The organism is Xanthomonas graminis pv. graminis (assembly GCF_030168915.1).
GTDB classification, from domain to species: Bacteria; Pseudomonadota; Gammaproteobacteria; order Xanthomonadales; family Xanthomonadaceae; genus Xanthomonas_A; species Xanthomonas_A translucens.
Genome location: NZ_CP076255.1, coordinates 1,086,610 through 1,110,032, shown reverse-complemented (window position 1 = coordinate 1,110,032; position 23,423 = coordinate 1,086,610). Strand labels below are relative to the sequence as shown.

18 protein-coding genes, 8 tRNA genes and 1 pseudogene are annotated in these 23,423 nt (G+C 66.6%); 9 read left to right on the top strand and 18 right to left on the bottom strand.

Translation table 11 applies throughout. From position 1 onward, the window contains the following. Window positions 1-91: 91 nt before the first annotated feature. From KHF85_RS04850 to KHF85_RS04800, 11 genes are all read right to left on the bottom strand, one after another. Window positions 92-168, bottom strand: a tRNA-Asp gene (locus KHF85_RS04850). 116 nt (window positions 169-284) lie between these two features. Then, window positions 285-361 (bottom strand) — tRNA-Asp (locus KHF85_RS04845). Window positions 362-391: 30 nt separating this feature from the next. Then, a tRNA-Val gene (locus KHF85_RS04840) sits at window positions 392-466 on the bottom strand. A gap of 11 nt (window positions 467-477) precedes the next feature. Then, window positions 478-750 carry an HU family DNA-binding protein gene (locus KHF85_RS04835; RefSeq protein WP_064538015.1) on the bottom strand — a complete coding sequence of 91 codons (273 nt, stop codon included), beginning with the start codon at window positions 748-750 and terminating at the stop codon, window positions 478-480. Between the two features lie 228 nt (window positions 751-978). Further along, a complete protein-coding gene (lon, locus tag KHF85_RS04830) occupies window positions 979-3,453 on the bottom strand; it encodes an endopeptidase La (RefSeq protein WP_284568709.1) in 2,475 nt (824 codons plus the stop codon). A 176-nt stretch (window positions 3,454-3,629) separates the two neighbouring features. Next, entirely contained in the window at window positions 3,630-4,916 is a 1,287-nt protein-coding gene (gene clpX / locus KHF85_RS04825; protein ID WP_003468538.1) for an ATP-dependent Clp protease ATP-binding subunit ClpX, read from the bottom strand. 128 nt (window positions 4,917-5,044) lie between these two features. Then, window positions 5,045-5,671 carry an ATP-dependent Clp endopeptidase proteolytic subunit ClpP gene (gene clpP, locus KHF85_RS04820; RefSeq protein WP_003468536.1) on the bottom strand — a complete coding sequence of 209 codons (627 nt, stop codon included), beginning with the start codon at window positions 5,669-5,671 and terminating at the stop codon, window positions 5,045-5,047. 137 nt (window positions 5,672-5,808) lie between these two features. Continuing rightward, window positions 5,809-7,104, bottom strand: coding sequence for a trigger factor (gene tig / locus KHF85_RS04815; protein WP_284568708.1), 1,296 nt, complete (start codon window positions 7,102-7,104; stop codon window positions 5,809-5,811). Window positions 7,105-7,309: 205 nt separating this feature from the next. After that, window positions 7,310-7,394: transfer RNA gene (locus KHF85_RS04810), tRNA-Leu, on the bottom strand. Between the two features lie 114 nt (window positions 7,395-7,508). Then, window positions 7,509-7,712: a hypothetical protein gene (locus KHF85_RS04805; RefSeq protein WP_284568707.1), complete on the bottom strand. Its 204-nt coding sequence runs from the start codon at window positions 7,710-7,712 to the stop codon at window positions 7,509-7,511. A 900-nt stretch (window positions 7,713-8,612) separates the two neighbouring features. Then, window positions 8,613-9,089 (bottom strand): hypothetical protein, encoded by a 477-nt coding sequence (locus KHF85_RS04800; protein ID WP_284568706.1) that lies wholly within the window; start codon window positions 9,087-9,089, stop codon window positions 8,613-8,615. 288 nt (window positions 9,090-9,377) lie between these two features. Here KHF85_RS04800 and KHF85_RS04795 point away from each other — a divergent pair. Then, window positions 9,378-9,949: pseudogene (locus tag KHF85_RS04795) on the top strand (integrase); the annotation flags it as partial. Between the two features lie 86 nt (window positions 9,950-10,035). On the opposite strand, the gene KHF85_RS04790 reads toward KHF85_RS04795, so the two are convergent. The 4 genes from KHF85_RS04790 to KHF85_RS04775 form a co-directional block, all read right to left on the bottom strand. Then, window positions 10,036-10,111, bottom strand: a tRNA-Lys gene (locus KHF85_RS04790). A 76-nt stretch (window positions 10,112-10,187) separates the two neighbouring features. After that, window positions 10,188-10,264, bottom strand: a tRNA-His gene (locus tag KHF85_RS04785). A 36-nt stretch (window positions 10,265-10,300) separates the two neighbouring features. Next, window positions 10,301-10,377: transfer RNA gene (locus tag KHF85_RS04780), tRNA-Arg, on the bottom strand. A gap of 45 nt (window positions 10,378-10,422) precedes the next feature. Continuing rightward, a tRNA-Pro gene (locus KHF85_RS04775) sits at window positions 10,423-10,499 on the bottom strand. 179 nt (window positions 10,500-10,678) lie between these two features. Here KHF85_RS04775 and KHF85_RS04770 point away from each other — a divergent pair. Further along, window positions 10,679-11,431 (top strand): Bax inhibitor-1/YccA family protein, encoded by a 753-nt coding sequence (locus tag KHF85_RS04770; protein WP_284568705.1) that lies wholly within the window; start codon window positions 10,679-10,681, stop codon window positions 11,429-11,431. A 111-nt stretch (window positions 11,432-11,542) separates the two neighbouring features. Here the strand turns inward: KHF85_RS04770 and KHF85_RS04765 are convergent, their stop codons facing one another. From KHF85_RS04765 to grxC, 3 genes are all read right to left on the bottom strand, one after another. Then, window positions 11,543-12,550 (bottom strand): isocitrate dehydrogenase, encoded by a 1,008-nt coding sequence (locus tag KHF85_RS04765; protein WP_284568704.1) that lies wholly within the window; start codon window positions 12,548-12,550, stop codon window positions 11,543-11,545. A 175-nt stretch (window positions 12,551-12,725) separates the two neighbouring features. Then, window positions 12,726-13,139 carry a carboxymuconolactone decarboxylase family protein gene (locus KHF85_RS04760; protein ID WP_284568703.1) on the bottom strand — a complete coding sequence of 138 codons (414 nt, stop codon included), beginning with the start codon at window positions 13,137-13,139 and terminating at the stop codon, window positions 12,726-12,728. After that, complete coding sequence (gene grxC, locus KHF85_RS04755; RefSeq protein ID WP_284568702.1) at window positions 13,136-13,447, bottom strand: glutaredoxin 3; 312 nt, start codon at window positions 13,445-13,447, stop codon at window positions 13,136-13,138. Before grxC ends, KHF85_RS04760 begins: the two co-directional genes overlap by 4 nt. Window positions 13,448-13,589: 142 nt before the next feature. Here grxC and KHF85_RS04750 point away from each other — a divergent pair, with 142 nt between their 5' ends. The 7 genes from KHF85_RS04750 to KHF85_RS04720 all read left to right on the top strand — a co-directional run bounded on the left by KHF85_RS04750 (window position 13,590) and on the right by KHF85_RS04720 (window position 23,260). Further along, complete coding sequence (locus tag KHF85_RS04750; RefSeq protein ID WP_284568701.1) at window positions 13,590-15,233, top strand: M48 family metalloprotease; 1,644 nt, start codon at window positions 13,590-13,592, stop codon at window positions 15,231-15,233. Window positions 15,234-15,315: 82 nt separating this feature from the next. After that, the gene (phoB, locus tag KHF85_RS04745) at window positions 15,316-16,005 is read left to right on the top strand and encodes a phosphate regulon transcriptional regulator PhoB (RefSeq protein WP_009607727.1); all 690 of its coding nucleotides are present in this window, start codon (window positions 15,316-15,318) and stop codon (window positions 16,003-16,005) included. Window positions 16,006-16,072: 67 nt separating this feature from the next. After that, window positions 16,073-17,398, top strand: coding sequence for a phosphate regulon sensor histidine kinase PhoR (phoR, locus tag KHF85_RS04740; protein WP_284568700.1), 1,326 nt, complete (start codon window positions 16,073-16,075; stop codon window positions 17,396-17,398). A gap of 11 nt (window positions 17,399-17,409) precedes the next feature. Then, window positions 17,410-19,506 (top strand): polyphosphate kinase 1, encoded by a 2,097-nt coding sequence (gene ppk1, locus KHF85_RS04735; RefSeq protein WP_284568699.1) that lies wholly within the window; start codon window positions 17,410-17,412, stop codon window positions 19,504-19,506. A 59-nt stretch (window positions 19,507-19,565) separates the two neighbouring features. After that, window positions 19,566-21,089, top strand: a complete 1,524-nt coding sequence (gene ppx, locus KHF85_RS04730) for an exopolyphosphatase (protein WP_284568698.1) — start codon at window positions 19,566-19,568, stop codon at window positions 21,087-21,089. Between the two features lie 511 nt (window positions 21,090-21,600). Continuing rightward, complete coding sequence (locus tag KHF85_RS04725) at window positions 21,601-22,731, top strand: glycosyltransferase family 4 protein (protein ID WP_284568697.1); 1,131 nt, start codon at window positions 21,601-21,603, stop codon at window positions 22,729-22,731. Next, window positions 22,715-23,260, top strand: a complete 546-nt coding sequence (locus tag KHF85_RS04720) for a phosphatase PAP2 family protein (RefSeq protein WP_237652155.1) — start codon at window positions 22,715-22,717, stop codon at window positions 23,258-23,260. The genes KHF85_RS04725 and KHF85_RS04720 overlap by 17 nt, the downstream gene beginning before the upstream one ends. The last annotated feature ends 163 nt before the right edge of the window (window positions 23,261-23,423 follow it).

Sequence of the window (23,423 nt, the reverse complement as noted above, 5' to 3'; positions counted from 1 at the left end):
GCATGAAATCCGCGGCCCGCACGGCGGTCGCCGGCCAGGCCTCCCGGAAAAAAAGAAACCCCCGATCGCTCGGGGGTTTCGCGTACAAAACTGGCGGAGTGGACGGGACTCGAACCCGCGACCTCCGGCGTGACAGGCCAGCATTCTAACCAACTGAACTACCACTCCGCTTTTTGAACGGAGGCAGGCACAAGGCCCGCAATCTCTGGGTATCTGCGCAGCGCAATGCGCGGCGGATGCTTCGAGAAACGAAGCCCCCGATTTCTCAGGGGCTTCGGTGCGACTGGCGGAGTGGACGGGACTCGAACCCGCGACCTCCGGCGTGACAGGCCAGCATTCTAACCGACTGAACTACCACTCCGCATTTGAAACTTGCCGCTCGGTGCTTGTCTGGTGGGTGCTGAGGGTTTCGAACCCCCGACCCTCTCCGTGTAAAGGAGACGCTCTACCGCTGAGCTAAGCACCCTAGCGAGTCGATTAGTTTACGGCATCCTTCAGCGCTTTGCCAGCCTTGAAGGTCGGATTCTTCGACGCGGCGATCTTGATCGCGTCGCCGGTCTTCGGGTTGCGGCCGGTGCGCTCGGCACGGTCGCGCACCTGGAAGGTGCCGAAGCCCACGAGGGTCACGCTGTCGCCCTTCTTGAGCGCCTTGGTGACTTCGGACACGAAGGCGTCGACGGCGCGACCGGCTTCGGCCTTGGAAATATCCGCAGCGGCGGCGATAACGTCGTTCAGTTCGGCTTTATTCATTTCTTGATGACTCCATGTGCGGCAGAAAACCGCGGAATTGAGGATCGGGTGTCGGCTTGGCCTGCCTCGTCGGTGACGAGGCCCCGATTGATTTTTGCACTACCAAGCACGCGCGTTCGCGGTGCCCGCAAGTCGTGCATTTATACCAGCGGCCTCCCACCCGCGCAAGCCGAAAAGCCAGCAACGGCGCGGGTTTCAGCCACTTGGGCGGGCGCAGTTCAGCGCCTTTCAGTGCTTGACGCGCGCGTTCGAGGATGCTTTCGGCTTGGGCTTGCGGCGTACCGGCGCCGCGTCGCCAGCGGTCGCCGCGTTCGCCTTCAATGGCGTCTCCAGCGCCAGATCCAGCACTTCGTCGATCCACTTGACCGGCACGATCTTCAGATCGCGGGTGACGTTGTCCGGAATGTCGGCCAGATCCTTGCGGTTCTCCTCCGGGATGATCACCGTGTGGATGCCGCCGCGCAGCGCCGCCAGCAGCTTCTCCTTGAGCCCGCCGATCGCCGAGACGCGACCGCGCAAGGTGATCTCGCCGGTCATCGCCACATCGGCCTTGACCGGCACCTTGGTCAGCATCGACACCAGCGAGGTCACCATCGCGATGCCGGCGCTGGGGCCGTCCTTCGGCGTGGCGCCATCGGGCACGTGCAGATGCACGTCATGCTTCTGCAGGAAGTCGACCTCGATACCGAGCCGCTCGGCGCGCGAACGCACCACCGACAGCGCCGCCGAGGCCGATTCCTTCATCACGTCGCCGAGCTGGCCGGTCAGGATCACCGCGCCCTTGCCCGGGACCAGGGTCGATTCGATCTGCAGCAGGTCGCCGCCGACCTCGGTCCAGGCCAGGCCGGTGACCAAGCCGACTTCGTTCTGCTCCTCGGCGCGGCCGAAATCGAAGCGGCGCACGCCCAGGTACTTGTCCAGATTCTTGGAACCGACGCTGACCCGCGCCTTGTCCTTGCGCGGCGCCGCGCCCTTCTTCGCCGGCGCCTTCTTGACCGCCGCCGGCTGCGGACCGGACAGCGCGATTTCCTTGACCACCTTGCGGCAGATCTTGGCGACTTCGCGCTCGAGGTTGCGCACGCCGGATTCGCGCGTGTAGTAGCGCACGATGTCGCGAATCGCGTCGGCGGCGATCTCCAGCTCGTCGCCCTTCAGGCCGTTGGCCTTCAGCTGCTTGGGCACCAGATAACGCATGGCGATGGCCAGCTTCTCGTCCTCGGTGTAGCCGGGGATGCGGATCACCTCCATGCGGTCGAGCAGCGGGCCGGGGATGTTCAGCGAATTGGAGGTCGCCACGAACATCACTTCGGACAGGTCCAGGTCCACTTCCAGGTAGTGGTCGTTGAACGCGTTGTTCTGCTCGGGGTCGAGCACTTCCAGCAGCGCCGAGGACGGATCGCCGCGGAAGTCCATCGACATCTTGTCGATCTCGTCGAGCACGAACAGCGGATTCTTGCTGCTGACCTTGTTGAGGTTCTGCACGATGCGGCCCGGCATCGAGCCGACGTAGGTACGCCGATGCCCGCGGATCTCCGCCTCGTCGCGCACGCCGCCGAGCGACATGCGCACGAACTTGCGGTTGGTCGCCTTGGCGATGGACTGGCCGAGCGAGGTCTTGCCGACGCCGGGCGGGCCGACCAGGCACAGGATCGGCCCCTTCATCTGCTTCACCCGCGACTGCACCGCCAGATATTCGAGGATGCGGTCCTTGACCTTCTCCAGGCCGTAGTGGTCGGCGTCCAGCGTTTCCTGCGCGACCTTCAGGTCCTTGCGCACCTTGCTGCGCTTTTTCCACGGCACGCCCAGCAGCCAGTCGAGATAGTTGCGCACGACCGCGGCCTCGGCCGACATCGGCGACATCTGCTTGAGCTTGTTGAGCTCGGCCTTGGCCTTGGTCTCCACCGGCTTGGGCATGCCCGCCTCGGCGATCTTGCGCGCCAGTTCTTCCAGTTCGCCGGGCGCGTCGTCCAGGTCACCCAGCTCCTTCTGGATCGCCTTCATCTGCTCGTTGAGGTAGTACTCGCGCTGGCTCTTCTCCATCTGCGACTTGACCCGGCCGCGGATGCGCTTCTCCAGCTGCTGCACGTCGATCTCGCCATCGACCAGGCCGACCAGCATCTCCAGCCGCTCGCCCACTTCCAGGGTTTCCAGCAGGCGCTGCTTGTCGGCCAGGCGCACGCCGATGTGCGCGGCGATGGTGTCGGCCAGGCGGCCCGGCTCGTCGATGCCCGTCAGCGTCTGCAGCAGCTCAGGCGGCAGCTTGCGGTTGGTCTTGACGTACTGCTCGAACAGCGACATCAGCGAACGCGCGATCGCCTCGACCTCGCGCTCCTCGCGCGATTCGGCCGCATCGATCTCGCTGCCCTCGCCCTGCAGCGCGCCGTCGCGCTCGGCCACTTTCTCGACGCTGACCCGCGACAGGCCCTCGACCAGCACCTTGATGGTGCCGTCGGGCAGCTTCAGCAATTGCAGCACCTGCGCCAGGGTGCCGACGTTGTACAGGTCGGCCGCCACCGGATCGTCGGTCTCGGCGGATTTCTGCGCGACCAGCAAGATGCGCTTGTCGGCTTCCATCGCGTGCTCGAGCGCGCGCATCGACTTGTCGCGGCCGACGAACAGCGGGATGACCATGTGCGGGAAGACCACGACGTCGCGCAACGGCAGGACCGGCAGGTCGAGGACTTCGGATGTGGACTGGGCCATGAGGGTTCCGATGTGGGGTGCGGGAATGCGGAAAAGGCGGGCATAAAAATGCCGATGGCCCCGTTATGGGGCCATCGGCTGGACGATGCAAGAGCAGCGGAAAAGCCCCTTTTCTTTCAAGCGTTTAGTCGGTCACAAAGGCGGCGGCGAAACAGCACCGCGGCTTCACCCGGCACTCACTCGGCCGAGGCCACCTTCGGCGCCGGCGGCGGGGTCTGGTAGATCAGGTACGGCTCGGACTTGTGTTCGATCACCGACTCGTCCACCACCACCTTGCTGACGTTTTCCTGCGACGGCAGCTCGTACATCGTGTCCAGCAGCACCGATTCGACGATGGTGCGCAGGCCGCGTGCGCCGGTCTTGCGCTTGAGCGCCTTCTTGGCGATGGCCAGCAACGCGTCGGGCCGGAATTCCAGCTCCACGCCTTCCATCTCGAACAGCTTCTTGAACTGCTTGGTGATCGCGTTCTTCGGCTCGGTCAGGATCCGGATCAGCGCTGGCTCATCGAGTTCCTCGAGCGTAGCGACCACCGGCAGGCGACCGACGAACTCGGGAATCAGACCGAACTTGATCAGGTCTTCCGGCTCCACTTCGGCCAGGATCTTGCCGACTTCGCGCTTGCGCTCGGAACTCTTCACCTTGGCGCCGAAGCCGATGCCGCCGACGTCGTTGGAACGCTGCTGGATCACCTTGTCCAGGCCGGCGAACGCGCCGCCGCAGATGAACAGGATGTTCTTGGTGTCCACCTGCAGGAATTCCTGCTGCGGATGCTTGCGCCCGCCCTGCGGCGGCACCGACGCCACGGTGCCTTCGATCAGCTTCAGCAACGCCTGCTGCACGCCTTCGCCGGACACGTCGCGGGTGATCGACGGGTTTTCGCTCTTGCGCGAGATCTTGTCGATCTCGTCGATGTAGACAATGCCCTGCTGCGCCTTGTCGACGTCGTAGTCGCACTTCTGCAGCAGCTTCTGGATGATGTTTTCCACATCCTCGCCGACATAGCCGGCTTCGGTGAGCGTGGTCGCATCGGCGATCGTGAACGGCACGTTGAGCAGGCGCGCCAGCGTTTCGGCCAGCAGCGTCTTGCCCGAACCGGTCGGACCGACCAGCAGGATGTTGGATTTGGCCAGCTCGACTTCGTCGTTCTTCTGCCGGCTCTCGATGCGCTTGTAGTGGTTGTACACGGCCACGGCGAGCGTGCGCTTGGCGCGCAGCTGCCCGATCACGTACTGGTCCAGCACCTCGAGGATTTCCTTGGGCTTGGGCAGGCTGCTGCGTGCGGACTGCGCCTTCTCCTCGAGTTCCTCGCGGATGATGTCGTTGCACAGCTCGACGCACTCGTCGCAGATGAACACGCTCGGCCCGGCGATCAGCTTACGGACCTCGTGTTGACTCTTGCCGCAGAACGAGCAGTACAGAATTTTGTTGCTGTCGCCGGAACGGCCTTGCCGGTCTTCGCTCATTGCTTCGCTTACCCAGTTACCCCACCCGATGAACGGGGGTTCGATTTCGAGAATAACACAGGGCCGGGAGGACGCTAGCCCGGCCCCGACCCTGCGGAATACGCTGCGTTTTACCGTACATGCAAGCCTTATGCCGGCTGGATCGACTCTTCCGGACGGCGCTCCAGCACCTGGTCGACCAGCCCGTAGGCCTGCGCGTCGACGGCGCTCTTGAAGTTATCGCGCTCGGTATCGCGGGCGATGGTTTCCAGCGACTGGCCGGTGTGCTTGGCCAGGATTTCGTTCAGCCGCGAGCGCAGGGTCAGGATCTCGCGCGCGTGGATGTCGATATCGGTGGCCTGGCCCTGGAAGCCGCCCAGCGGCTGGTGGATCATTACCCGCGAATTCGGCAGCGCATAGCGCTTGCCGGCCGCGCCCGAGGCCAGCAGCAGCGCGCCCATCGAGGCGGCCTGGCCGATGCAGATGGTGCTCACGTCCGGCTTGATGTACTGCATGGTGTCGTAGATCGCCATGCCGGCGGTGACCACGCCGCCCGGCGAATTGATGTAGATGTTGATGTCCTTTTCCGGGTTGTCCGCTTCCAGGAACAGCATCTGCGCCACGATCACGTTGGCCATGTGGTCGTCGATCGGACCGACCAGGAAGATCAGCCGCTCCTTCAGCAGGCGCGAATAGATGTCGTAGGCACGCTCGCCGCGACTGGTCTGCTCGACCACCATCGGAACCAGATTCAAGGCCTTGGTCACATTGTCCACGCGGGAACTCCTGCTCTGTGTCGTCCCTGCACGGGGATGTGCAGGGCTGTCGCATCTTGTCGCGGCCCCGCAAGTGCGGAACCCTGGGATTGCACCTCAACCCGCATGCAATATGCGGGCCGCCGCGAAGCGTCGCCTTATTGGCGGATCGCTTCCTGGAAGCTCATCGCCTGCTCGGTGTGCTTGGCGCGCTCGGCGATCCAGTCGATCACCTGTTCTTCCATCACACGGCTCTGCAGTCCCCCCATCAACTGGGGATCGTTGCGGTACATCTCAATGACCTGTTCCGGCTCTTCGTAGGTCGAGGCGATCAGGCGCAGGGTTTCCGAGACCCGCTTGGGGTCCAGGCGCAGCTCGTTGCGGCGGGCGACCTCGCCGACCAGCAGGCCGACCAGCACGCGCTTGCGCGCCGCGTCCACGAAGCCCTGGTGCGCGTCGTCCGGCACCTGGCCCGGATCGCGGCCGGAGCGGCGCAGCTGCTCCACCTGCTGCGCCAGCATCGAACGCGCCTCGTTCTCGACCAGGCGCGGCGGCATTTCCACCGACGCATAGGCAGCGATCAGCTGCTCGCCGACCTCGCGGCGCAGACGGTTCATCAGCGCGCCCTTGAGCTCGCGCTCCAGGTTGATGCGGATGTCCTTGCGGAACTGCTCGGCATCGCCGCTCTTCACGCCGAAGCTCTTGATGAACTCCTTGTCCACCTCCGGCAGCACCGGCGCAGCGACGTCGACCGCCTTCACGTGCACCTGGACCTGCTTGCCGGCGAACTGCGGCACGCGCCAGTCGGCCGGGAAATCGACGGTCAGGGTCTTTTCCTCGTCCTTGGACAGGCCGACCAGGCCCTGCTCGATCGCCGGGAACATGACGCCGGAGCCGATCACGCTGCTGCCCTTCTCCACGCCCTCGGCGGGCAGGCGCTCGTCGCCGGCCTGCGACCAGGTTTCCAGGGTCACCAGATCGCCGTCCTGCGCCGGACGCCCGGCGGGCTGCCAGGTGCGGCGCTGCAGGCGCAGGTTCTCGATCATCTGCTCGATGTCGGCGTCGGTGACCTCGGCGGTGTGGCGGATCACTTCCAGCTTGGCCACGTCGATGTCGCCGAACTCCGGCACCACTTCGAAGGTGGCCACGAACTGCAGCGCGTTGTCGCCGGCGCGGTCGATGCGCGGGTTGCCGGCCAGGCGCAGCTCGTGCTCGCGCACCGCCGAATCGAAGGTCTCGCGCAGCAGGCCGTCCAGCGCCTCGGCGCGGATCTGCGGCCCGAAGCGCTGCTCGATCACCTTCGGCGGAATCTTGCCGGGACGGAAGCCCTTGATCCGCGCGGTGCGCGCGACTTCGCGCAGGCGGCCGCCGATATGGGTCTCCAGGCGCTCCTCCGGCAGGGTGAAGGTCAGACGCCGTTCCAAGGTACCGGTGGTTTCGATCGAAGCTTGCATGTGGACTCCTGCCACCGGGAGCCCACGGCTCTCGGCACGATGTAGTAAAGAACGGATTGACGCGGGCACGGGACGGCCGCCGCAGCCAGATAGTTTCGCTCATTCCCGCGGCGCCTGCCAGCGGACCCAGACCGCAGGGATGGCCGCGGCACCTGACACGACGCCGATGCGGACGCGACCGCAGGCCGCACACGCGGTGCCGGGATGGTGCGAAAGAGGGGACTCGAACCCCTACGCCTTGCGGCACTGGTACCTAAAACCAGGGCGTCTACCAATTCCGCCACTTTCGCGCTTTGGCGCCTGCGCGCCTGCGCGCCTGCCCGCGCATTGTTGCAGGCCTGCCGACAAAGAAAAAGGCACCTGCCGGAGCAGATGCCTTTCCGTACCGCGCCGCGCCCGCCCACTCAACACTGCTGCCGCACCCGCGCGACCATGCCGCGGCGATCGCGCGTGGTCACCACCTGGTGGTCGACCAGCAGCTCGCGCCGGCGCCGGCCGGCGTGGCCATGGCGATCGCGGCTGCATTGCTGCCGACCGAATGTCCCTCCTGGCCAGCGACCGCCGCCAGCGGCATCGGAGCGATCGAGGTGCGCCAGCACGGGCGCCATCGACCGGCGCCGCGACGAGAGTGCCGGCGATAGCAGCGGCTGTGGCAAGCCCCGTCAGGCCGGCCATATGTCAATTTTTCAGGCGACCATGGGAAAGAGGTAATTTAGGCAACCCGCATAAAAATACTTGAAATTACTCAATATATTCAAAGACATAAATTTATTTTTCAAAAGTAATCCCGGGTTGGCACTAAGGTAACGGCATTACCTTTTGTAGATGTAATCTAATCCTCTAAAAAGCCCCTTTAAATCAACTACATTACTTTTTCCGATTCGGCGGATTACCTCAGATTACCTCGCAAGGCAACCTGCAATTCCCCTTTAAAATCAATTTCTTAAATGGAACTTCGTCCATCGAATTACCTAGTTACCTCTTCCCGATGGTCATCTGGAAATTTCGGCCACCACGCGGGTAGCCGCTATGGCCATAGGAAAGCGCTACAGAGGGGCCATCCGCGCAGGGATCCGTAGGGGCCAGCACCCTACCGGAACCGCACTGAGCGCCAGCAGCGGCGCGCCCGCCCGGGGGCCGCAGGGGCGCAGAAAAACAAACCGCAGGCGTGGCGGGGCGACGACTGCGCGCGCCAGGAGCTGACGCCTGTCGATCGAGATGCGGGTCGCGGCCTGGGCGGCGGCGCCTGTTCCAGCGCCGCCTGAACGCGCCTGCGAGGCGCGCAGGGGCCAGCGGCCCGCCCCGCGCCCACGAAAAAGCCGCCCCGTAGGGCGGCTTCGGCGCGGCCTGGTCATGGGTTGGCCGGCTACTTGATAGGTTCCACTTCGCGCGCTCGCTGAAAGCGCTACTTCGGCGCGGCCTGGGCGGGGCGTTCCTTGGGCGCTGCGCCAAGGGGGGCCAAGCGCCGCAGCAAGATGCTAGGGTCTCGTCTGGAGCGTCTTCGAGACTTATGCGCCAGAACTACCACACGACTTCGTGCGGAACGAGTGGTAATCAGTGACCACCCAGGTCCCACCGGTACTGTTCGGCACCCACATGTAGGTCCACGACTGGCTCACGCCGCCACCGCAGGATCCCACGGAGAAGGTACCTCCTGGTTGGCCAGAGCTAGGAAGCGGCACAGGCGGCGGCGGAGCATTCATGTCTGCCGCTGTCGCATTGGTAGAGACCACTTCGGTGTACTTGACCGTAACCGTTCCGAGGTTCTGGGGATCGCCCGCCATTCTGCTGGTGGGATCGGAGTGCAGCAGCAACCACTGCTGGATTTGCTTAACTTCCTTCGACCCGGGCAGATAGGTCGCTTCGACAACCCTAGTCGTCGTCGTTTTCGTCGTGCTTTGCTCGGCCTGCACAGTGACAGCCATGCTCCCGGCAGCCACGGCCAGTGCGAGAACGGTACCCCTCAAGTAGCGCGGGAATTCCATCTTTATTGTCCTTTGGCATAGTGTCGGCATGTCTATCCAGACATGAGCATCCTACGACTTGCAGGCACCCACGGAACGGAGCACTTCGTAGACAACTGGAACCATCCATGTAAGGCCCGGGAGGCTTGCTGCAAATTCTCTACTGGTCCTGTCGGCCGAGCCGCGCAACGGCTCGGCCATGGATCCACTCAGTTCTCGCCAAGCATCCGCACCCTCGACACCGTGGCGTAATGCTCTGTCATCTCGACGCCAGTACAGGGGCATCCCTCCAACGCCGCCGCCACCAGCGAGGTGTTCGCCGCCGTCCTCGCGTTCGCCGAAAGGCGCGGACGCCTCAAGGCGCACACCAGTGGCAGCGTGCCGCCCTACCTGGCCGCGGTGATGAAGCTCGCGTACAACCTGCGCCTGCGCGGGATCGAGGTGACCGATCTGACGGACGCGCATGCCCAGGAGAACGGCGTGCGCAGCGAGCGCCGCAAGGGATCGCGGGACAACGTCACGCTCTGGAACGACGAGCTGCGCGCGACCTGGGCCTGGTTGGCCAACTATCGCAAGGCGGTCACCGAGGCGCACAAGGTGCCCATAGCGCTCAAACCCGAGCGGCGGCGACTGCTGGTGAGCCAATCCGGCACCCCGCTGCGCAAGTCCGCGCTCGACAGCGCATGATGCACATGGCGATCAAGGACGGGGTGATCGAGGCCGCGCAGCGGTTTGGCCTGCATGGGCTCAAGCACCGCGGCATCACCGATACGGCCGGCAACCGGGCCGACAAGCAGGACGCGGCGGGACATGCCACGCCCGAGATGACCAACCGGTACGCCAACGACCTGCCGCTGGTCCCGCCGCCGACGCGCAAGTAGTGCGCCCGCCGGCGCTATTTTTCCCGGCAATTTTCCCGGCACATAAAAAAACAGCCACTTGGCTTGCGCTAAGTGGCTGCTTGATTTGGTGGGCCGTCAAGGATTCGAACCTTGGACCTATTGATTAAGAGTCAACTGCTCTACCAACTGAGCTAACGGCCCTGAAACTGAGTCGCACATCTTATGTGCTTTTTTGCTTCGTTGCAACACCCCGCGAAGCAGCGGGTCACGCGATCAATGGGGTGGCTGAGGGGACTCGAACCCCCGACATCTGGAATCACAATCCAGTACTCTAACCAGCTGAGCTACAGCCACCATTGAACTCTTGCAACACCCTATCCGGCACCGGTGTGGCGCGCCCGACAGGAATCGAACCTGTAACCGCCGGCTTAGAAGGCCGGTGCTCTATCCGGTTGAGCTACGGGCGCCCAGGCCGGATTGTCGCATTCCTCTCCGCCGTTTGGACATCGGATTGGTCGGGGTAGAGGGATTCGAACCCCCGACATCCTGCTCCCAAAGCAGGCGCGCTACCAGACTGCGCTATACCCCGGCGGAACATCCCTCGCGGCCGAGGCCGGAAAGGTCGGCTATTGTGGGAAGCTCGCGGCCCGGTGTCAACGGCACATCGCGTCAACGCCGCCTGCGCTATCCTCGCCACTTGTGGCCGATACCGGCCAATCGTCTTCATTTACAGGGAGAAACAGCATGATCCGCAGTGGCAACCCCGCCTTGAAGGCATCCACCTTCCTCGACCTCGGCAGCGGCGCGGTCGTTTCGCGCGACGGCGAGGCGATGACTCTGAACGGCACCATCCACAAGACCGGCGCGCTGTTGCTGCTGACCGTGCTGACCGCGGCGTTCGCCTGGAGCCAGTCGATCTCGGTCGATGGCGCCGGCAACGAAGTGATCGCCCCGGGCATCATCGGCTACGTGCTGGGCGGCGCCATCGGCGGCTTCATCCTGGCCATGATCACCACCTTCAAGAAGACCTGGGCGCCGATCACCGCGCCGCTGTACGCGCTGGTGGAAGGCTTCTTCCTGGGCTCGATCTCGGCGATGTACGAAGTGCGCTTCAACGGCATCGTGCTGCAGGCCGTGCTGCTGACCTTCGGCACCCTGTTCGCGCTGCTGTTCGCCTACCGCAGCGGGCTGATCAAGGCCACCAAGAACTTCAAGCTGGGCGTGGTCGCGGCCACCGGCGGCATCGCGTTGGTGTACCTGGCCTCCATCGTCCTCGGCTTCTTCAACATCACCGTCCCGGTCATCCACGAATCCAGCGGCCTGGGCATCGCCTTCAGCCTGTTCGTGGTGGTGGTGGCGGCGCTGAACCTGGTGCTGGACTTCGACTTCATCGAAACCGGCGTGGAACAGGGCGCGCCCAAGTACATGGAGTGGTACGGCGCCTTCGGGCTGATGGTCACCCTGGTGTGGCTGTACATCGAGTTCCTGCGGCTGTTGTCGAAGTTGCAGTCGCGGAACTGAGCGGGACTCGGGACTCGGGACTCGGGACATGAAGAGCTTCGCAGTCCCGGTTCTGGCCGATAACAAAAAAGGGCGCCTGGTGGCGCCCTTTTTTGTTTTCTGCGCGCCGGCTTACAGGCGGCTGGCGATGGCCTTGGCGAAGCCCATGGTGTTGCCGCTGCCGCCCAGGTCCGGGGTCAGCCCGTCCTTGGCTTCCAGCGTGGCGACGATGGCGCTGCGCAGGCGCTCGGCGTTCTGCGGCTGGCCGACGTGGTCCAGTAGCTGCGCCGCACCCAGCAGCAGCGCGCACGGGTTGGCCTTGCCCTGCCCGGCGATGTCCGGGGCCGAGCCGTGCACGGCCTCGAAGATCGCCGCATCGACGCCGATGTTGGCGCCCGGGGCCAGACCCAGGCCGCCGACCAGGCCGGCGCACAGGTCCGACAGGATGTCGCCGAACAGGTTGGTGGTGACAATGATGTCGAACTGCTCCGGACGCATCACCAGCTGCATGCAGGCGTTGTCCACGATCATTTCCTGGAACTCGATCTCCGGGTAGTTCGCGGCCACGTCGCGCGCCACCTTCAGGAACAGGCCAGAGGTGGACTTGATGATGTTGGCCTTGTGCACCGCGGTGACCTTCTTGCGGCCGGTCGCCCGCGCCAGGTCGAAGGCGTAGCGGACGATGCGCTCGGAGCCCTTGCGGGTCACCTTGGCCATCGACACCGCGGTCTCGCCGTCGGCCGACACTTCCTGGCCTTCGCTCAGGTAGGCGCCTTCGGTGTTCTCGCGCACGGTGATCAGGTCCACGCCGTCGCCGAAGCGCGACTTGGTATTCGGGAACGACTTGGCCGGGCGCACGTTGGCGTACAGGTCGAACTGGCGGCGCATGGCCACGTTGATCGAGCTGAAACCCTCGCCGACCGGCGTGGTCAGCGGGCTCTTCAGCGCGATCTTGTTCTTGCGGATCGAGTCCAGGGTGGCGGCCGGCAACAGATCGCCGTGCTTCTCCAGGGCGACCAGGCCGGCATCGGCGTATTCGTAGGTGAGGCCGGCGTTCAGCGCGTCGAGCACGAACAGCGTGGCGTCCATGATCTCGGGGCCGATGCCATCGCCACGAATGACCGTGATTGTCTGCGTCATAGGATTGGGGTTTCCGTACAGAGGGGGAACGCGCCGACCGGAAGCCCGGGCTGCAGGCGCAAGGAGAGTTCACCGGTAATTATGCCCGAAGCCGGTGAAGGCCCCCAAAACCAGGCAGGCGCAAAACGCAGCGCGCCGCCTACGGGCGGCGCGTGCCAGGCCGATCCGGCGCTACTCAGCCGTGCGCGTGCTCTGCCGGCGCCGCGGCGGCGCCTTCCTCGAGCTGGTCGAGGAAATCCACCGCCCGGCGCAGGTGCGGAATCACGATCGAGCCGCCGACCACCAGGCCCACCGAGAAGGTCTCGAAGAATTCGTCGCGCTGCACGCCGGCCTCCTTGCACTGGGCCACGTGGTAGCTGATGCAGTCGTCGCAGCGCAGTACCAGCGAGGCGACCAAGCCGAGCAGTTCCTTGGTCTTCACGTCCAGCGCGCCGGCCTGGTAGGTCTGGGTATCGAGCGCGAAGAAGCGCCGTACCACCTGGTTCGGCTCGGCCAGGATGCGCTGGTTCATGCGTTGGCGGAACTCGGTGAATGCGCGCAGCCGGTCCTGACCGTCGCCGCCCTCGCCGCCCGCCTGGGCTGCGCTCATGCCTGCGCCTCGGGCGCCTGGCCGTCGAGCAGCGGCTGCAGCTTGCCGGCCCGATGCAGCGCCATCATGTCGTCGTAGCCGCCGATATGGGTGTCGCCGACGAAGATCTGCGGCACGCTGGTGCGACGCGCCAGGGCCACCATCTTCTCTCGCTCGGCCGGGTCCAGGTCGATGCGCACCTCGGTCCAGCTGCAGCCCTTGCTCTTCAGGAAGTTCTTGGCCGCCACGCAGTACGGGCAGATCGCGCTGGAATACAGGGTGATCGGCGGGCCGCCGGCCTGGCCGTCATCGGTAGCTTGGGTGTCCACGGGAAACTCCGGGCGGGAAAAGGGGTCCAAGCCACTATGGTAGCGGTCCGCTGGATTTTCGAGTCCGCTGCCGCAACACTGCGGATCACCCTGGATTCACCCGCCGTCGCCGCGGCCCCCCCGCCCTGCCCTGGAGCCTCACTTGCGCCCGCTGCCGCTTGCCTTCGCGATCACCCTGGCTACCGCCGCCGCCATCGCGCCGGCGCAGGAGAACAAGCTGCCGGACATCGGCTCCTCGGCCGGCGAGCTGCTGACCCCGGCGCGCCAGGCCGAGTACGGCAAGATGATGCTGGCCGAACTGCGCAACTACGGCTACGTGCTCGAAGACCCGCTGATCGACGATTGGCTGCAGACCATGGGCACCCGGCTCGGCGCCAACAGCGACCAGCCGCAGCAGAAGTACACGTTCTTCATGCTGCGCGACCGCCAGATCAACGCCTTCGCCACGCTGGGCGGCTATGTCGCGGTCAACGCCGGGCTGGTGCTGACCGCCGAGCGCGAAGACGAAGTGGCCGCGGTGCTGTCGCACGAGATCGCGCACATCACCCAACAGCACGTGCTGCGCGGGGTGGAGCGGGCGCAGCGCGACCAGGTGCCGATCCTGCTCGGCATGCTCGCCGCGGTGGTCGCCGCGCAGCAGGCCGGCGGCCGCTCCAGCGGCGACGCCACCCAGGCGGCGATCGCCAGCGGCCTGGGACTGATGCAGCAGCGCCAGATCGACTACACCCGCTCCAACGAATCGGAGGCCGACCGCCTGGGCATCCGTACCCTGGCCCGCAGCGGCTACGACGTGGACGCGATGGCCGGCTTCTTCGAGCGCATGTCGCTGGCGATGCGCGGCAACCAGGGCGGCTACAGCACCCCCGACTACCTGATGACCCACCCGGTCACCAGCACCCGCATCAGCGAGGCGCGGCAGCGCGCCGAACAGATGAAGAAGAACACGGTGACCCTGACCACCAGCGTGCCCGGCGGCACCTTGCAGGAGCGGGTCGATCCCAACGACGTGTCGCTGAGCCAGCCGCTGGGCGCACCCGGCAATCCGTTGCTGCCCGGGCGCCTGCAAGTGCCGTTCGAAACCTATTCGCGCGGCACTAGCGGCCAGTTCGAATGGGCCCGCGAGCGCCTGCGCGTGCTCAGCGCCAATACCCCGGCCGATGCGGTGCGCGAGTACGAGGGCCTGCGCCAGGGCAGCAAGCAGGGCCTCAGCGACGCCCAGCGCTACGGCCTGGCGCTGGCCCGGCTGCGCGGCGGCGGCAGCCCGCAGGAGGGCATGCAGACCCTGGAAGAGCTGCTGAAGGCGCACCCGGACAGCTGGTGGCTGAGCCTGGCGGTGGCCGAGGCCGAATCGCGCAACGGCCGCAGCCAGCAGGCCAACCCGCGCTTCGACGCCCTGCTCAAGCGCCTGCCGAGCAACCGCGCGGTGGCGCTGACCTATGCCACGGCGCTGAACGAGCAAGGCGGCCGTGCCGCGGGGCAGCGCGCGCAGTCGGTGTTGCGCCCGCTGCTGAGCGCGGCCGCCGACGATCCGGTGTTCCAGCGCACCTTCGCCCGCGCCTGCGAGCTGGCCGGCGATGGCAACCGCGCCGGCGAGGCCTATGCCGAGGCTGCCTACCTGAACGGCCGCCCCGAGCAGGCGCTGATCCAGCTGAACAATCTGAAGAAGCGCGACGACCTGGACTACGTGGCGCGCGCGCGCATCGATGCGCGTATCGCCGCGATCACGCCGACGGTATTGGAACTGCGCCGCCAGGGCGTACAGGATCCGGATGTGAAACAGCGATGAAACACAGTGTGTCGGCGGTCATCGAATAGTAATAAAACCGTAGTCTACTGACGGCCTCTCCTCCCAGTCCCACGGTGCCGTCGTGCAGAAACGCATCCTGATCGTCGACGACGAACCTGCCATCCGCGACATGGTGGCGTTCGCCTTGCGCAAGGGCGACTTCGAACCGGTGCACGCCGGCGACGCGCGGGAAGCGCAGACCTCCATCGCCGACCGCGTCCCCGACCTGATCCTGCTGGACTGGATGCTGCCCGGCACCAGCGGCCTGGAACTGGCCCGGCGCTGGCGCAAGGACGCCATGACCCGCGAGGTGCCGATCATCATGCTCACCGCGCGCGGCGAAGAGAACGACCGGGTCGGCGGCCTGGAGGCCGGGGTGGACGACTACGTGGTCAAGCCGTTCTCGGCACGCGAGCTGCTGGCGCGGATCCGCGCGGTGATGCGGCGTACCCGCGACGATGACGAAGACGGCAGCGTCTCGGTCGGCAACCTGCGCATCGACGGCGCCGCGCACCGCGTGTTCGCCGGCGATGCGCCGGTGCCGATCGGCCCCACCGAATACCGCCTGCTGCATTTCTTCATGACCCATCCCGAGCGCGTCTACAGCCGCGCACAGCTGCTCGACCACGTGTGGGGCGGCAGCGTCTATGTCGAGGAGCGCACCATCGACGTGCACATCCGCCGGCTGCGCAAGACCCTGGAACCGTTCGCGGTGGAGAACATGGTGCAGACGGTGCGCGGCTCCGGCTACCGCTTCTCCTCGTCCATCTGACGGACGCCTGCGCCTGCCATAACCGGCGCACGACGGACACGATCCATTGCGACAGAGCGCGCTTCCGATGCCCCGCCACATGCGTTACGCCTGGTTCAAGACCCTCGGCACCCTCGCCGCGCTGCTGCTGCTGGCGGTGCTGGCCGGCTGGATCGGCGGTCACGTGTGGATGGGGCTGACCCTGACCTCGCTGGCGGTGATGGGCTGGCACTACTGGCGCCTGCGCAGCGTGTTGCGCCGGCTGACCGCGCGCCAGCGCTGGGAACCGCCGGCCGGCACCGGCGTGTGGAACGAGCTGGACCGGCTGCTGTACCGCAGCCAGGCGGAAATGCGCACGCGCAAGCGGCGCCTGCTGGACATGCTGCGCGCCTACCGCGGCGCTGCCGCCGCGCTGCCCGACGCGGTGGTGGTGGTAGACCGCAACAGCCAGCGCATCCAGTGGTTCAACGAAGCCGCCGGCACCCTGCTCGGCCTGCGCCACCCCGCCGACCTGAACGTGCCGGTGGTGGAACGCCTGCAGCCGATGCCGCTATCGCGCTGGCTGGCCGGCGGCCGCAACGCCGAACCGATGCTGGACATGCCCTCGCCGATCGACGACCGGCTGCGCCTGAACCTGCGCCTGATTCCCTACTCCGACGATTACTGGCTGCTGGTCGCGCGCGACGTCAGCAAGCTGCTGCAGCTGGAGCAGGTGCGCCGCGACTTCGTCGCCAACGTCTCGCACGAACTGCGCACCCCGCTGACCGTGGTGCACGGCTATCTGGACATGCTCGACCCGGAGGATTTCCCCGATTCCGGGCCGATGATCGCCGAGATGCGCAAGCAGTCGCAGCGCATGACCCAGCTGGTCGAAGACCTGCTGACCCTGTCGCGGCTGGAATCGCAGGAACACGCCAACGAAGAGACCATCGCGATGGCGCCGATGCTGGCCACGCTGCGCCGCGAGGCCGAGGCGCATAGCCAGGGCCGGCACCGCATCGAGGTGCACGACGAGGCCAATCTGGATCTGGTCGGCTCCAACAAGGAATTGCACAGCGCGTTCTCCAACCTGGTCACCAACGCAGTGCGCTACACCGCTGCCGGCGGCTCGGTCAGCATCACCTTCGCCCGCGAAGGCGACGGCGCGGTGCTGTCGGTGCGCGACAGCGGCTACGGCATCCCCTCGCACCACCTGCCGCGCATCACCGAGCGCTTCTACCGCGTGTCCAGCAGCCGTTCGCGCGAAAGCGGCGGCACCGGGCTGGGGCTGTCGATCGTCAAGCATGTGCTGGGACTGCACCAGGCGCGGCTGGACATCGAAAGCGAAGTCGGCAAGGGCAGCACGTTCTCCTGCCACTTCGGCGCCGGACGCGTGCATCCGCGGCGCGACCGTGCCACCCTGACTTCCGCCTAACGAGTACCGCCATGCCCCGCGCCGCCGCTTTGCCGCCCACGCCGCCACCGGACGTTCCCAGCGACCCGCTGCGCGACCCGTCGCTCTATCTCAACCGCGAACTGTCGCAGCTGGACTTCAATTTCCGCGTGCTGGCGCAGGCGCAGGATCCGAGCGTGCCACTGCTGGAGCGGCTGCGTTTCCTGTGCATCTCCTGCACCAACCTCGACGAGTTCTTCGAGATCCGCGCCGCCACCGTGCGCCATGCGCTGGAGTTCGGCTTGCCGCCAGCGCCGGACGGGCTGAGCTCGAGCGCGGTCCTCAACACCATCCACGACCGTGCCGCGCAACTGGTCGACCATCAGTACCGCTGCTGGAACGAAGTGCTGCGGCCGGCCTTGAAGGACGCCGGCATCGGCGTGCTCGGCCGCAACAGCTGGAACGCGCGGCAGAAGCGCTGGCTGCGCGCCTACTTCCGCAACGAGATCATGCCGGTGCTGTCGCCGCTGGGCCTGGACCCGGCGCATCCGTTCCCGAAGATCCTCAACAAGTCGCTGAACATCGTGGTGGTGCTGAAGGGCGTGGATGCGTTCGGCCGCGTCGGCCACCTGGCGATCGTGCGCGCGCCGCGCTCGCTGCCGCGCATCATCCAGTTGCCGGAAAGCCTTTCCGAGGGCGGCCAGAGTTTCGTGTTCCTGTCCTCGGTGCTGTCCACCTTCGTCGACGAACTGTTCCCGGGCATGGAGGTGATGGGCTCCTACCAGTTCCGCGTGACCCGCAATTCCGAACTGGTGGTGGACGAGGAGGAAGTGGAGAACCTGGCGCTGGCGCTGCGCGACGAGCTGGTCAACCGCGGCTACCGGCCGGCGGTGCGCCTGGAGATCGCCGAGGACTGCCCGAAGTCGATCGTGCGCACCCTGCTGCAGAACTTCGAATTGCCGGAGAACGCGGTCTACCGCATCAACGGCCCGGTCAATCTGAGCCGGGTCAACCAGGTCTACGATCTGGTGCAGCGCCCGGAGCTGAAGTACCCGCCGATGAATCCGCGCACGCTGCGCGACAGCGAAGGCATCTTCGAGATCGCCGCCGCCGGCGACATCCTGCTGCACCACCCGTTCGACGCGTTCACCGCGGTGCTGGACCTGATCAAGCAGGCCGCGGTGGACCCGCAAGTGCTGGCGATCAAGCAGACCCTGTACCGCACCGGCAAGGACTCAGGCATCGTCGATGCGCTGGTGCTGGCCGCGCGCAACGGCAAGGACGTGACCGTGGTGGTCGAACTGCGCGCGCGCTTCGACGAGGAAGCCAACCTGGGCCTGGCCGATCGCCTGCAGGAAGCCGGCGTGCAGGTGGTGTACGGCGTGGTCGGCTACAAGACCCATGCCAAGATGCTGCTGATCGTGCGCCGCGAGGGCCGCAAGCTGCGTCGCTACGTGCACCTGGGCACCGGCAACTACCACAGCGGCACCGCGCGCGCCTACACCGACCTGAGCCTGATCACCGCCGACGCGGACATCTGCAACGACGTGCACCTGCTGTTCCAGCAGTTGTCCGGGCTGGCGCCGAAGATCCGCCTCAAGCGCCTGCTGCAATCGCCGTTCACCCTGCACCCGGGTCTGCTGCACCGGATCGAGCGCGAGACCAAGCTGGCCCTGGCCGGGCGCCCGGGCCGCATCATCGCCAAGATGAACGCGCTCAACGAGCCGCAGGTGATCCGCGCGCTGTACGCGGCCTCGCAGGCCGGGGTCAAGATCGACCTGATCGTGCGCGGCGCGTGCACGCTGCGCCCCGGCGTGCCGGGCGTGTCGGAGAACATCCGGGTGCGCTCGATCGTCGGCCGCTTCCTCGAGCACAGCCGCGTCTACTGGTTCGGCAACGACGGCGCGCCGGAGCTGTTCTGCGCCAGCGCCGACTGGCTGGAGCGCAACCTGCTGCGGCGGGTGGAGACCTGCTTCCCGATCCTGGATCCCAAACTGATCCAGCGCATCCAGCGCGAAGTGCTGAAGAACTACTTGGACGACAATCTCAACGCGTGGGAGCTGGACGCCAGCGGCAACTACCGCAAGCTGGCGCCGGGGCAGGACCAGCCGCTGCATTCGGCGCAGCTGACCCTGCTCGACGGACTCTGAGCCACGCCGCCCGCGCGCCGATGGACGGCATCCGCCGTGCATCGGCTACCATTCCGCCCATGCCTTCCATCTCCCCGTACACGCCGTTGCGCGATGGCGACCTGCTGGCCGCCATCGACCTGGGTTCCAACAGTTTCCACATGGTCGTGGCGCGCTATCAGCTCGGACAGTTGCGGGTGGTGGACCGCCTGCGCGAGACCGTGCGCATGGCCGACGGCCTGGACAACAAGGGCGGGCTGTCGGCCGAAGCGCGGCAGCGCGCGCTGGAATGCCTGGCGCGCTTCGGCCAGCGCATCCGCGACGTGCCGTCGCTGCACGTGCGCGCGCTGGCCACCAACACCGTGCGCCAGCTGCGCTCGCCGCAGGCGTTCCTGATCCCCGGCGAAACCGCGCTCGGCCATCCCATCGAAGTGGTCAGCGGCCGCGAGGAAGCGCGCCTGATCTACCTGGGCGTGGCGCATGCGCAACCGCCCAAGCCGGACCAGCACCGGCTGGTGATCGACATCGGCGGCGGCTCCACCGAATTCATCATCGGCCGCGGGTTCCAGACCCTGGAACGCGAAAGCCTGCAGGCCGGCTGCATCGCCAGCACGCGGCGCTTCTTCCCCGGCGGCAAGCTGTCGAAGAAGAAATGGAAGGACGCGCTGACCGAGATCGGCGCCGAGTTCCAGCAGTTCGCCGGGCTGTACCGCACGCTGGGCTGGGACGAGGCACTGGGCTCGTCGGGCACGCACAAGGCGATCGGCGAGATCTGCGCGGCGATGAAGCTGACCAAGGGCGCGATCACCGCCGAGGCGCTGCCGCTGCTGCGCGAACGCCTGCTGCTGGCCAAGCGCATCGAGGACATCGACCTGCCCGGCCTGTCCGCCGACCGCCGGCCGATCATCGCCGGCGGCGTGCTGGTGCTGGAGGCCGCGTTCCAGGCACTGGGCCTGCAGCGCCTGATGGTGAGCAAGGCGGCCATGCGCGAAGGCATTCTCTACGACATGCTCGGCCGCGGCGGCGAGAACGATCCGCGCGAGACCGCGATCGCCGCGCTCACCCAGCGCTACGGCATCGACGAGGCGCAGGCCGCGCGCGTGGAAGCCACCGCGATGGCGCTGTTCGAACAGGTCGCCACCGATTGGGCGCTGGATGCCGACGACGGGCGCATGCTCGGCTGGGCCGCGCGCCTGCACGAGCTCGGCCAGGCCATCGCGCACAGCCAGTACCACGTGCACGGCGCCTACGTGCTCGAGCACTCCGATATCGCCGGTTTCTCGCGGCAGGAGCAGCAGGTACTGGCGACGCTGGTACGCACCCATCGCCGCAACGTGTCCAAGACCGCGTTCGACGCCCTGCCCGACCGCCTGCTGCTCAGCGCCAGGCGCAAGGCCGCGCTGCTGCGGCTGGCGGTGCTGCTGCACCGCGCCCACGAATCCGAGCCGATCCCGTCGCTGGACCTGAAGGCCAGCGGCGACGACCTGCACCTGATCCTGTCGCAGCCGTGGATCGAAGCGCGGCCGCTGCAGCGCGCCGACCTGATCGGCGAGGTCGAGGGCATGGCGGGATTGGGGATCAATTTCCGACCGTTTGTGGCTTGACTGACGGGACTCGGGACTCGGGACTCGGGACTCGGGACTCGGGACTCGGGACTCGGGACTCGGGACTCGGGACTCGGGACTCGGGACTCGGGACTCGGGACTCGGGACTCGGGACTCGGGACTCGGGACTCGGGACTCGGGACTCGGGACTGCAGGATGATGTCCCGGGGCAAATCGATGTCAAGCGATTTGAAGCAAAAAGGGCCGATTTTTTTTAAAAAAAACGGCTTTTTTTTGCAGCTCCGGCGCAGCTGCTTTTTTTGTAGGAGGGGCTTCAGCCCCGACGCGTTACCGGTAAGGCGTCGGGGCTGAAGCCCCTCCTACAGAAAAGCAGAAATGCGCCGAACTTGCGAAAATCCCGAGTCCCGAGTCCCGAGTCCCGAGTCCCGAGTCCCGAATAAATCCCGAACTGCCAGGCATTCGCTCCGGGCCAGCGTCATCATTCCTACATGCCCCGGACATGTTCGCTTCACCGCCTCGCGCCAAGCTTTGGCAAACCGGAGCCTGAAGCATGCGCTACGCGATCGTCACCGAAACGTACCCCCCTGAGGTCAACGGTGTCGCGCTGACCGTGCAGGGGCTGGAATCTGGACTGCGCGCGCTCGGCCATCAGGTCGATGTGGTGCGGCCGCGCCAGGTCGGCGACCACGACGACGATGCGCACCTGGTGCGCGGCGCGTCGCTGCCGCGCTACCCCGGCCTGAAGTTCGGCCTGCCCGCGCCGCGGCGCCTGGCCCGGCTGTGGCAGGCCACGCCGCCGGACGCGGTCTACATCGCCACCGAAGGCCCACTCGGCTGGTCGGCGCTGCGCACCGCGCGGCGCCTGGGCATCCCGATCGCCACCGGCTTCCACACCCGCTTCGACGAATACCTGCCGCAGTACGGCGCCGCCTGGCTGCAATCGACCGCACTGCGCTGGATGCGGCGCTTCCACAACCAGGCCGCCGCGACCCTGGTGCCGACCCGCGAACTGCTCGGCTTTCTCGCCGGACAGGGCTTCGAGCGCGTGCGCCTGCTGGCGCGCGCGGTGGACAACCGCCAGTTCGAACCGCAGCGGCGCGATGCGCAGCTGCGCCGCGAGTGGGGCCTGGAGGCGGAGGGGTGCGCGGCCCTGTACGTCGGCCGCATCGCGTCGGAGAAGAACCTGCCGCTGGCGGTGCGCGCGTTCCGCGAACTGCAGCGGGTGCGGCCGGAGGCACGCTTCGTCTGGGTCGGCGACGGCCCGATGCGCGAACGCCTGGCACAGGAAAACCCCGACTTCATCTTCTGCGGCGTGCAACGCGGCGACGCGCTGGCGCGGCACTTCGCCAGCGGCGACCTGTTCCTGTTTCCCAGCCGCAGCGAGACCTTCGGCAACGTGACCCTGGAAGCGATGGCCAGCGGCGTGGCCACGGTCGCCTTCGACTACGGCGCGGCGCGCGAATACCTGCGCGACGGCGTCAACGGTGCGGCGGTGGCCGACGACGACGGCTTCGTTGCCGCGGCGGTGCGCCTGGCCGGCGACGACGCAATGCGCCGGCGGCTGGGCGATGCCGCCTGCGCATCGATGCAGCAGCTGCGCCCGGAACAGGTCGTGGCCGATTTCGAGGCGCTTCTCGGCGAACTGGCGTACAGCAGGAGGTCCCATGTCGACGCGGCTTGAGATTTTGCGCGGCCACGAAACCCGCTGGTGCCGGCAGGCCAACCACTGGTGCCGGCGGCGTTCGGTGCGGCGCTTCTTCGCGCTGATCAGCCGGCTCGGCGACGGCGTGTTCTGGTACGCGCTGATGACCTTGCTGGTGGTCTGCGACGGCATGGACGGCGTATTCGCATCGGCGCACATGGCCGCCACCGGCGTGGTCGCGCTGAGCCTGTACAAGGGCCTCAAGCGCTGGACCCGGCGCCCGCGCCCGTACGCGGCCGACCTGCGCATCCGCGCCTGGGTGGCGCCGCTGGACGAGTTCAGTTTCCCGTCCGGGCACACCCTGCACGCGGTGTCGTTCGGCATCGTCGCGCTGGCCTACTACCCATGGCTGGCGCCGCTGCTGATCCCGTTCATCGCCTGCGTGGCGCTGTCGCGGGTGGTGCTGGGCCTGCACTATCCCAGCGACGTGCTCGCCGCCACCGCGATCGGCGCCGTGCTGGCCGGGGTGTCGCTGTGGCTGTTGCCGATGCCGGCGTTGCTCGGCTAGGCGCGGGACTCGGGACTCGGGACTCGGGACTCGGGACTCGGGACTCGGGACTCGGGACTCGGGACTCGGGACTCGGGACTCGGGACTCGGGACTCGGGACTCGGGACTCGGGACTCGGGACTCGGGACTCGGGACTCGGGACGGCAGGATGATGTCCCGGGGC

Coding starts and splice junctions, on each gene's coding strand:
- KHF85_RS04835 (WP_064538015.1), bottom strand. CDS start 750: ATGAATAAAGCCGAACTGAACGACGTTATCGCCGCCGCTGCGGATATT.
- lon (WP_284568709.1), bottom strand. CDS start 3,453: ATGGCCCAGTCCACATCCGAAGTCCTCGACCTGCCGGTCCTGCCGTTG.
- clpX (WP_003468538.1), bottom strand. CDS start 4,916: ATGAGCGAAGACCGGCAAGGCCGTTCCGGCGACAGCAACAAAATTCTG.
- tig (WP_284568708.1), bottom strand. CDS start 7,104: ATGCAAGCTTCGATCGAAACCACCGGTACCTTGGAACGGCGTCTGACC.
- KHF85_RS04805 (WP_284568707.1), bottom strand. CDS start 7,712: ATGGCGCCCGTGCTGGCGCACCTCGATCGCTCCGATGCCGCTGGCGGC.
- KHF85_RS04800 (WP_284568706.1), bottom strand. CDS start 9,089: ATGGAATTCCCGCGCTACTTGAGGGGTACCGTTCTCGCACTGGCCGTG.
- KHF85_RS04765 (WP_284568704.1), bottom strand. CDS start 12,550: ATGACGCAGACAATCACGGTCATTCGTGGCGATGGCATCGGCCCCGAG.
- KHF85_RS04760 (WP_284568703.1), bottom strand. CDS start 13,139: ATGAGCGCAGCCCAGGCGGGCGGCGAGGGCGGCGACGGTCAGGACCGG.
- phoR (WP_284568700.1), top strand. CDS start 16,073: ATGCCCCGCCACATGCGTTACGCCTGGTTCAAGACCCTCGGCACCCTC.
- ppk1 (WP_284568699.1), top strand. CDS start 17,410: ATGCCCCGCGCCGCCGCTTTGCCGCCCACGCCGCCACCGGACGTTCCC.
- ppx (WP_284568698.1), top strand. CDS start 19,566: ATGCCTTCCATCTCCCCGTACACGCCGTTGCGCGATGGCGACCTGCTG.
- KHF85_RS04725 (WP_284568697.1), top strand. CDS start 21,601: ATGCGCTACGCGATCGTCACCGAAACGTACCCCCCTGAGGTCAACGGT.
- KHF85_RS04720 (WP_237652155.1), top strand. CDS start 22,715: ATGTCGACGCGGCTTGAGATTTTGCGCGGCCACGAAACCCGCTGGTGC.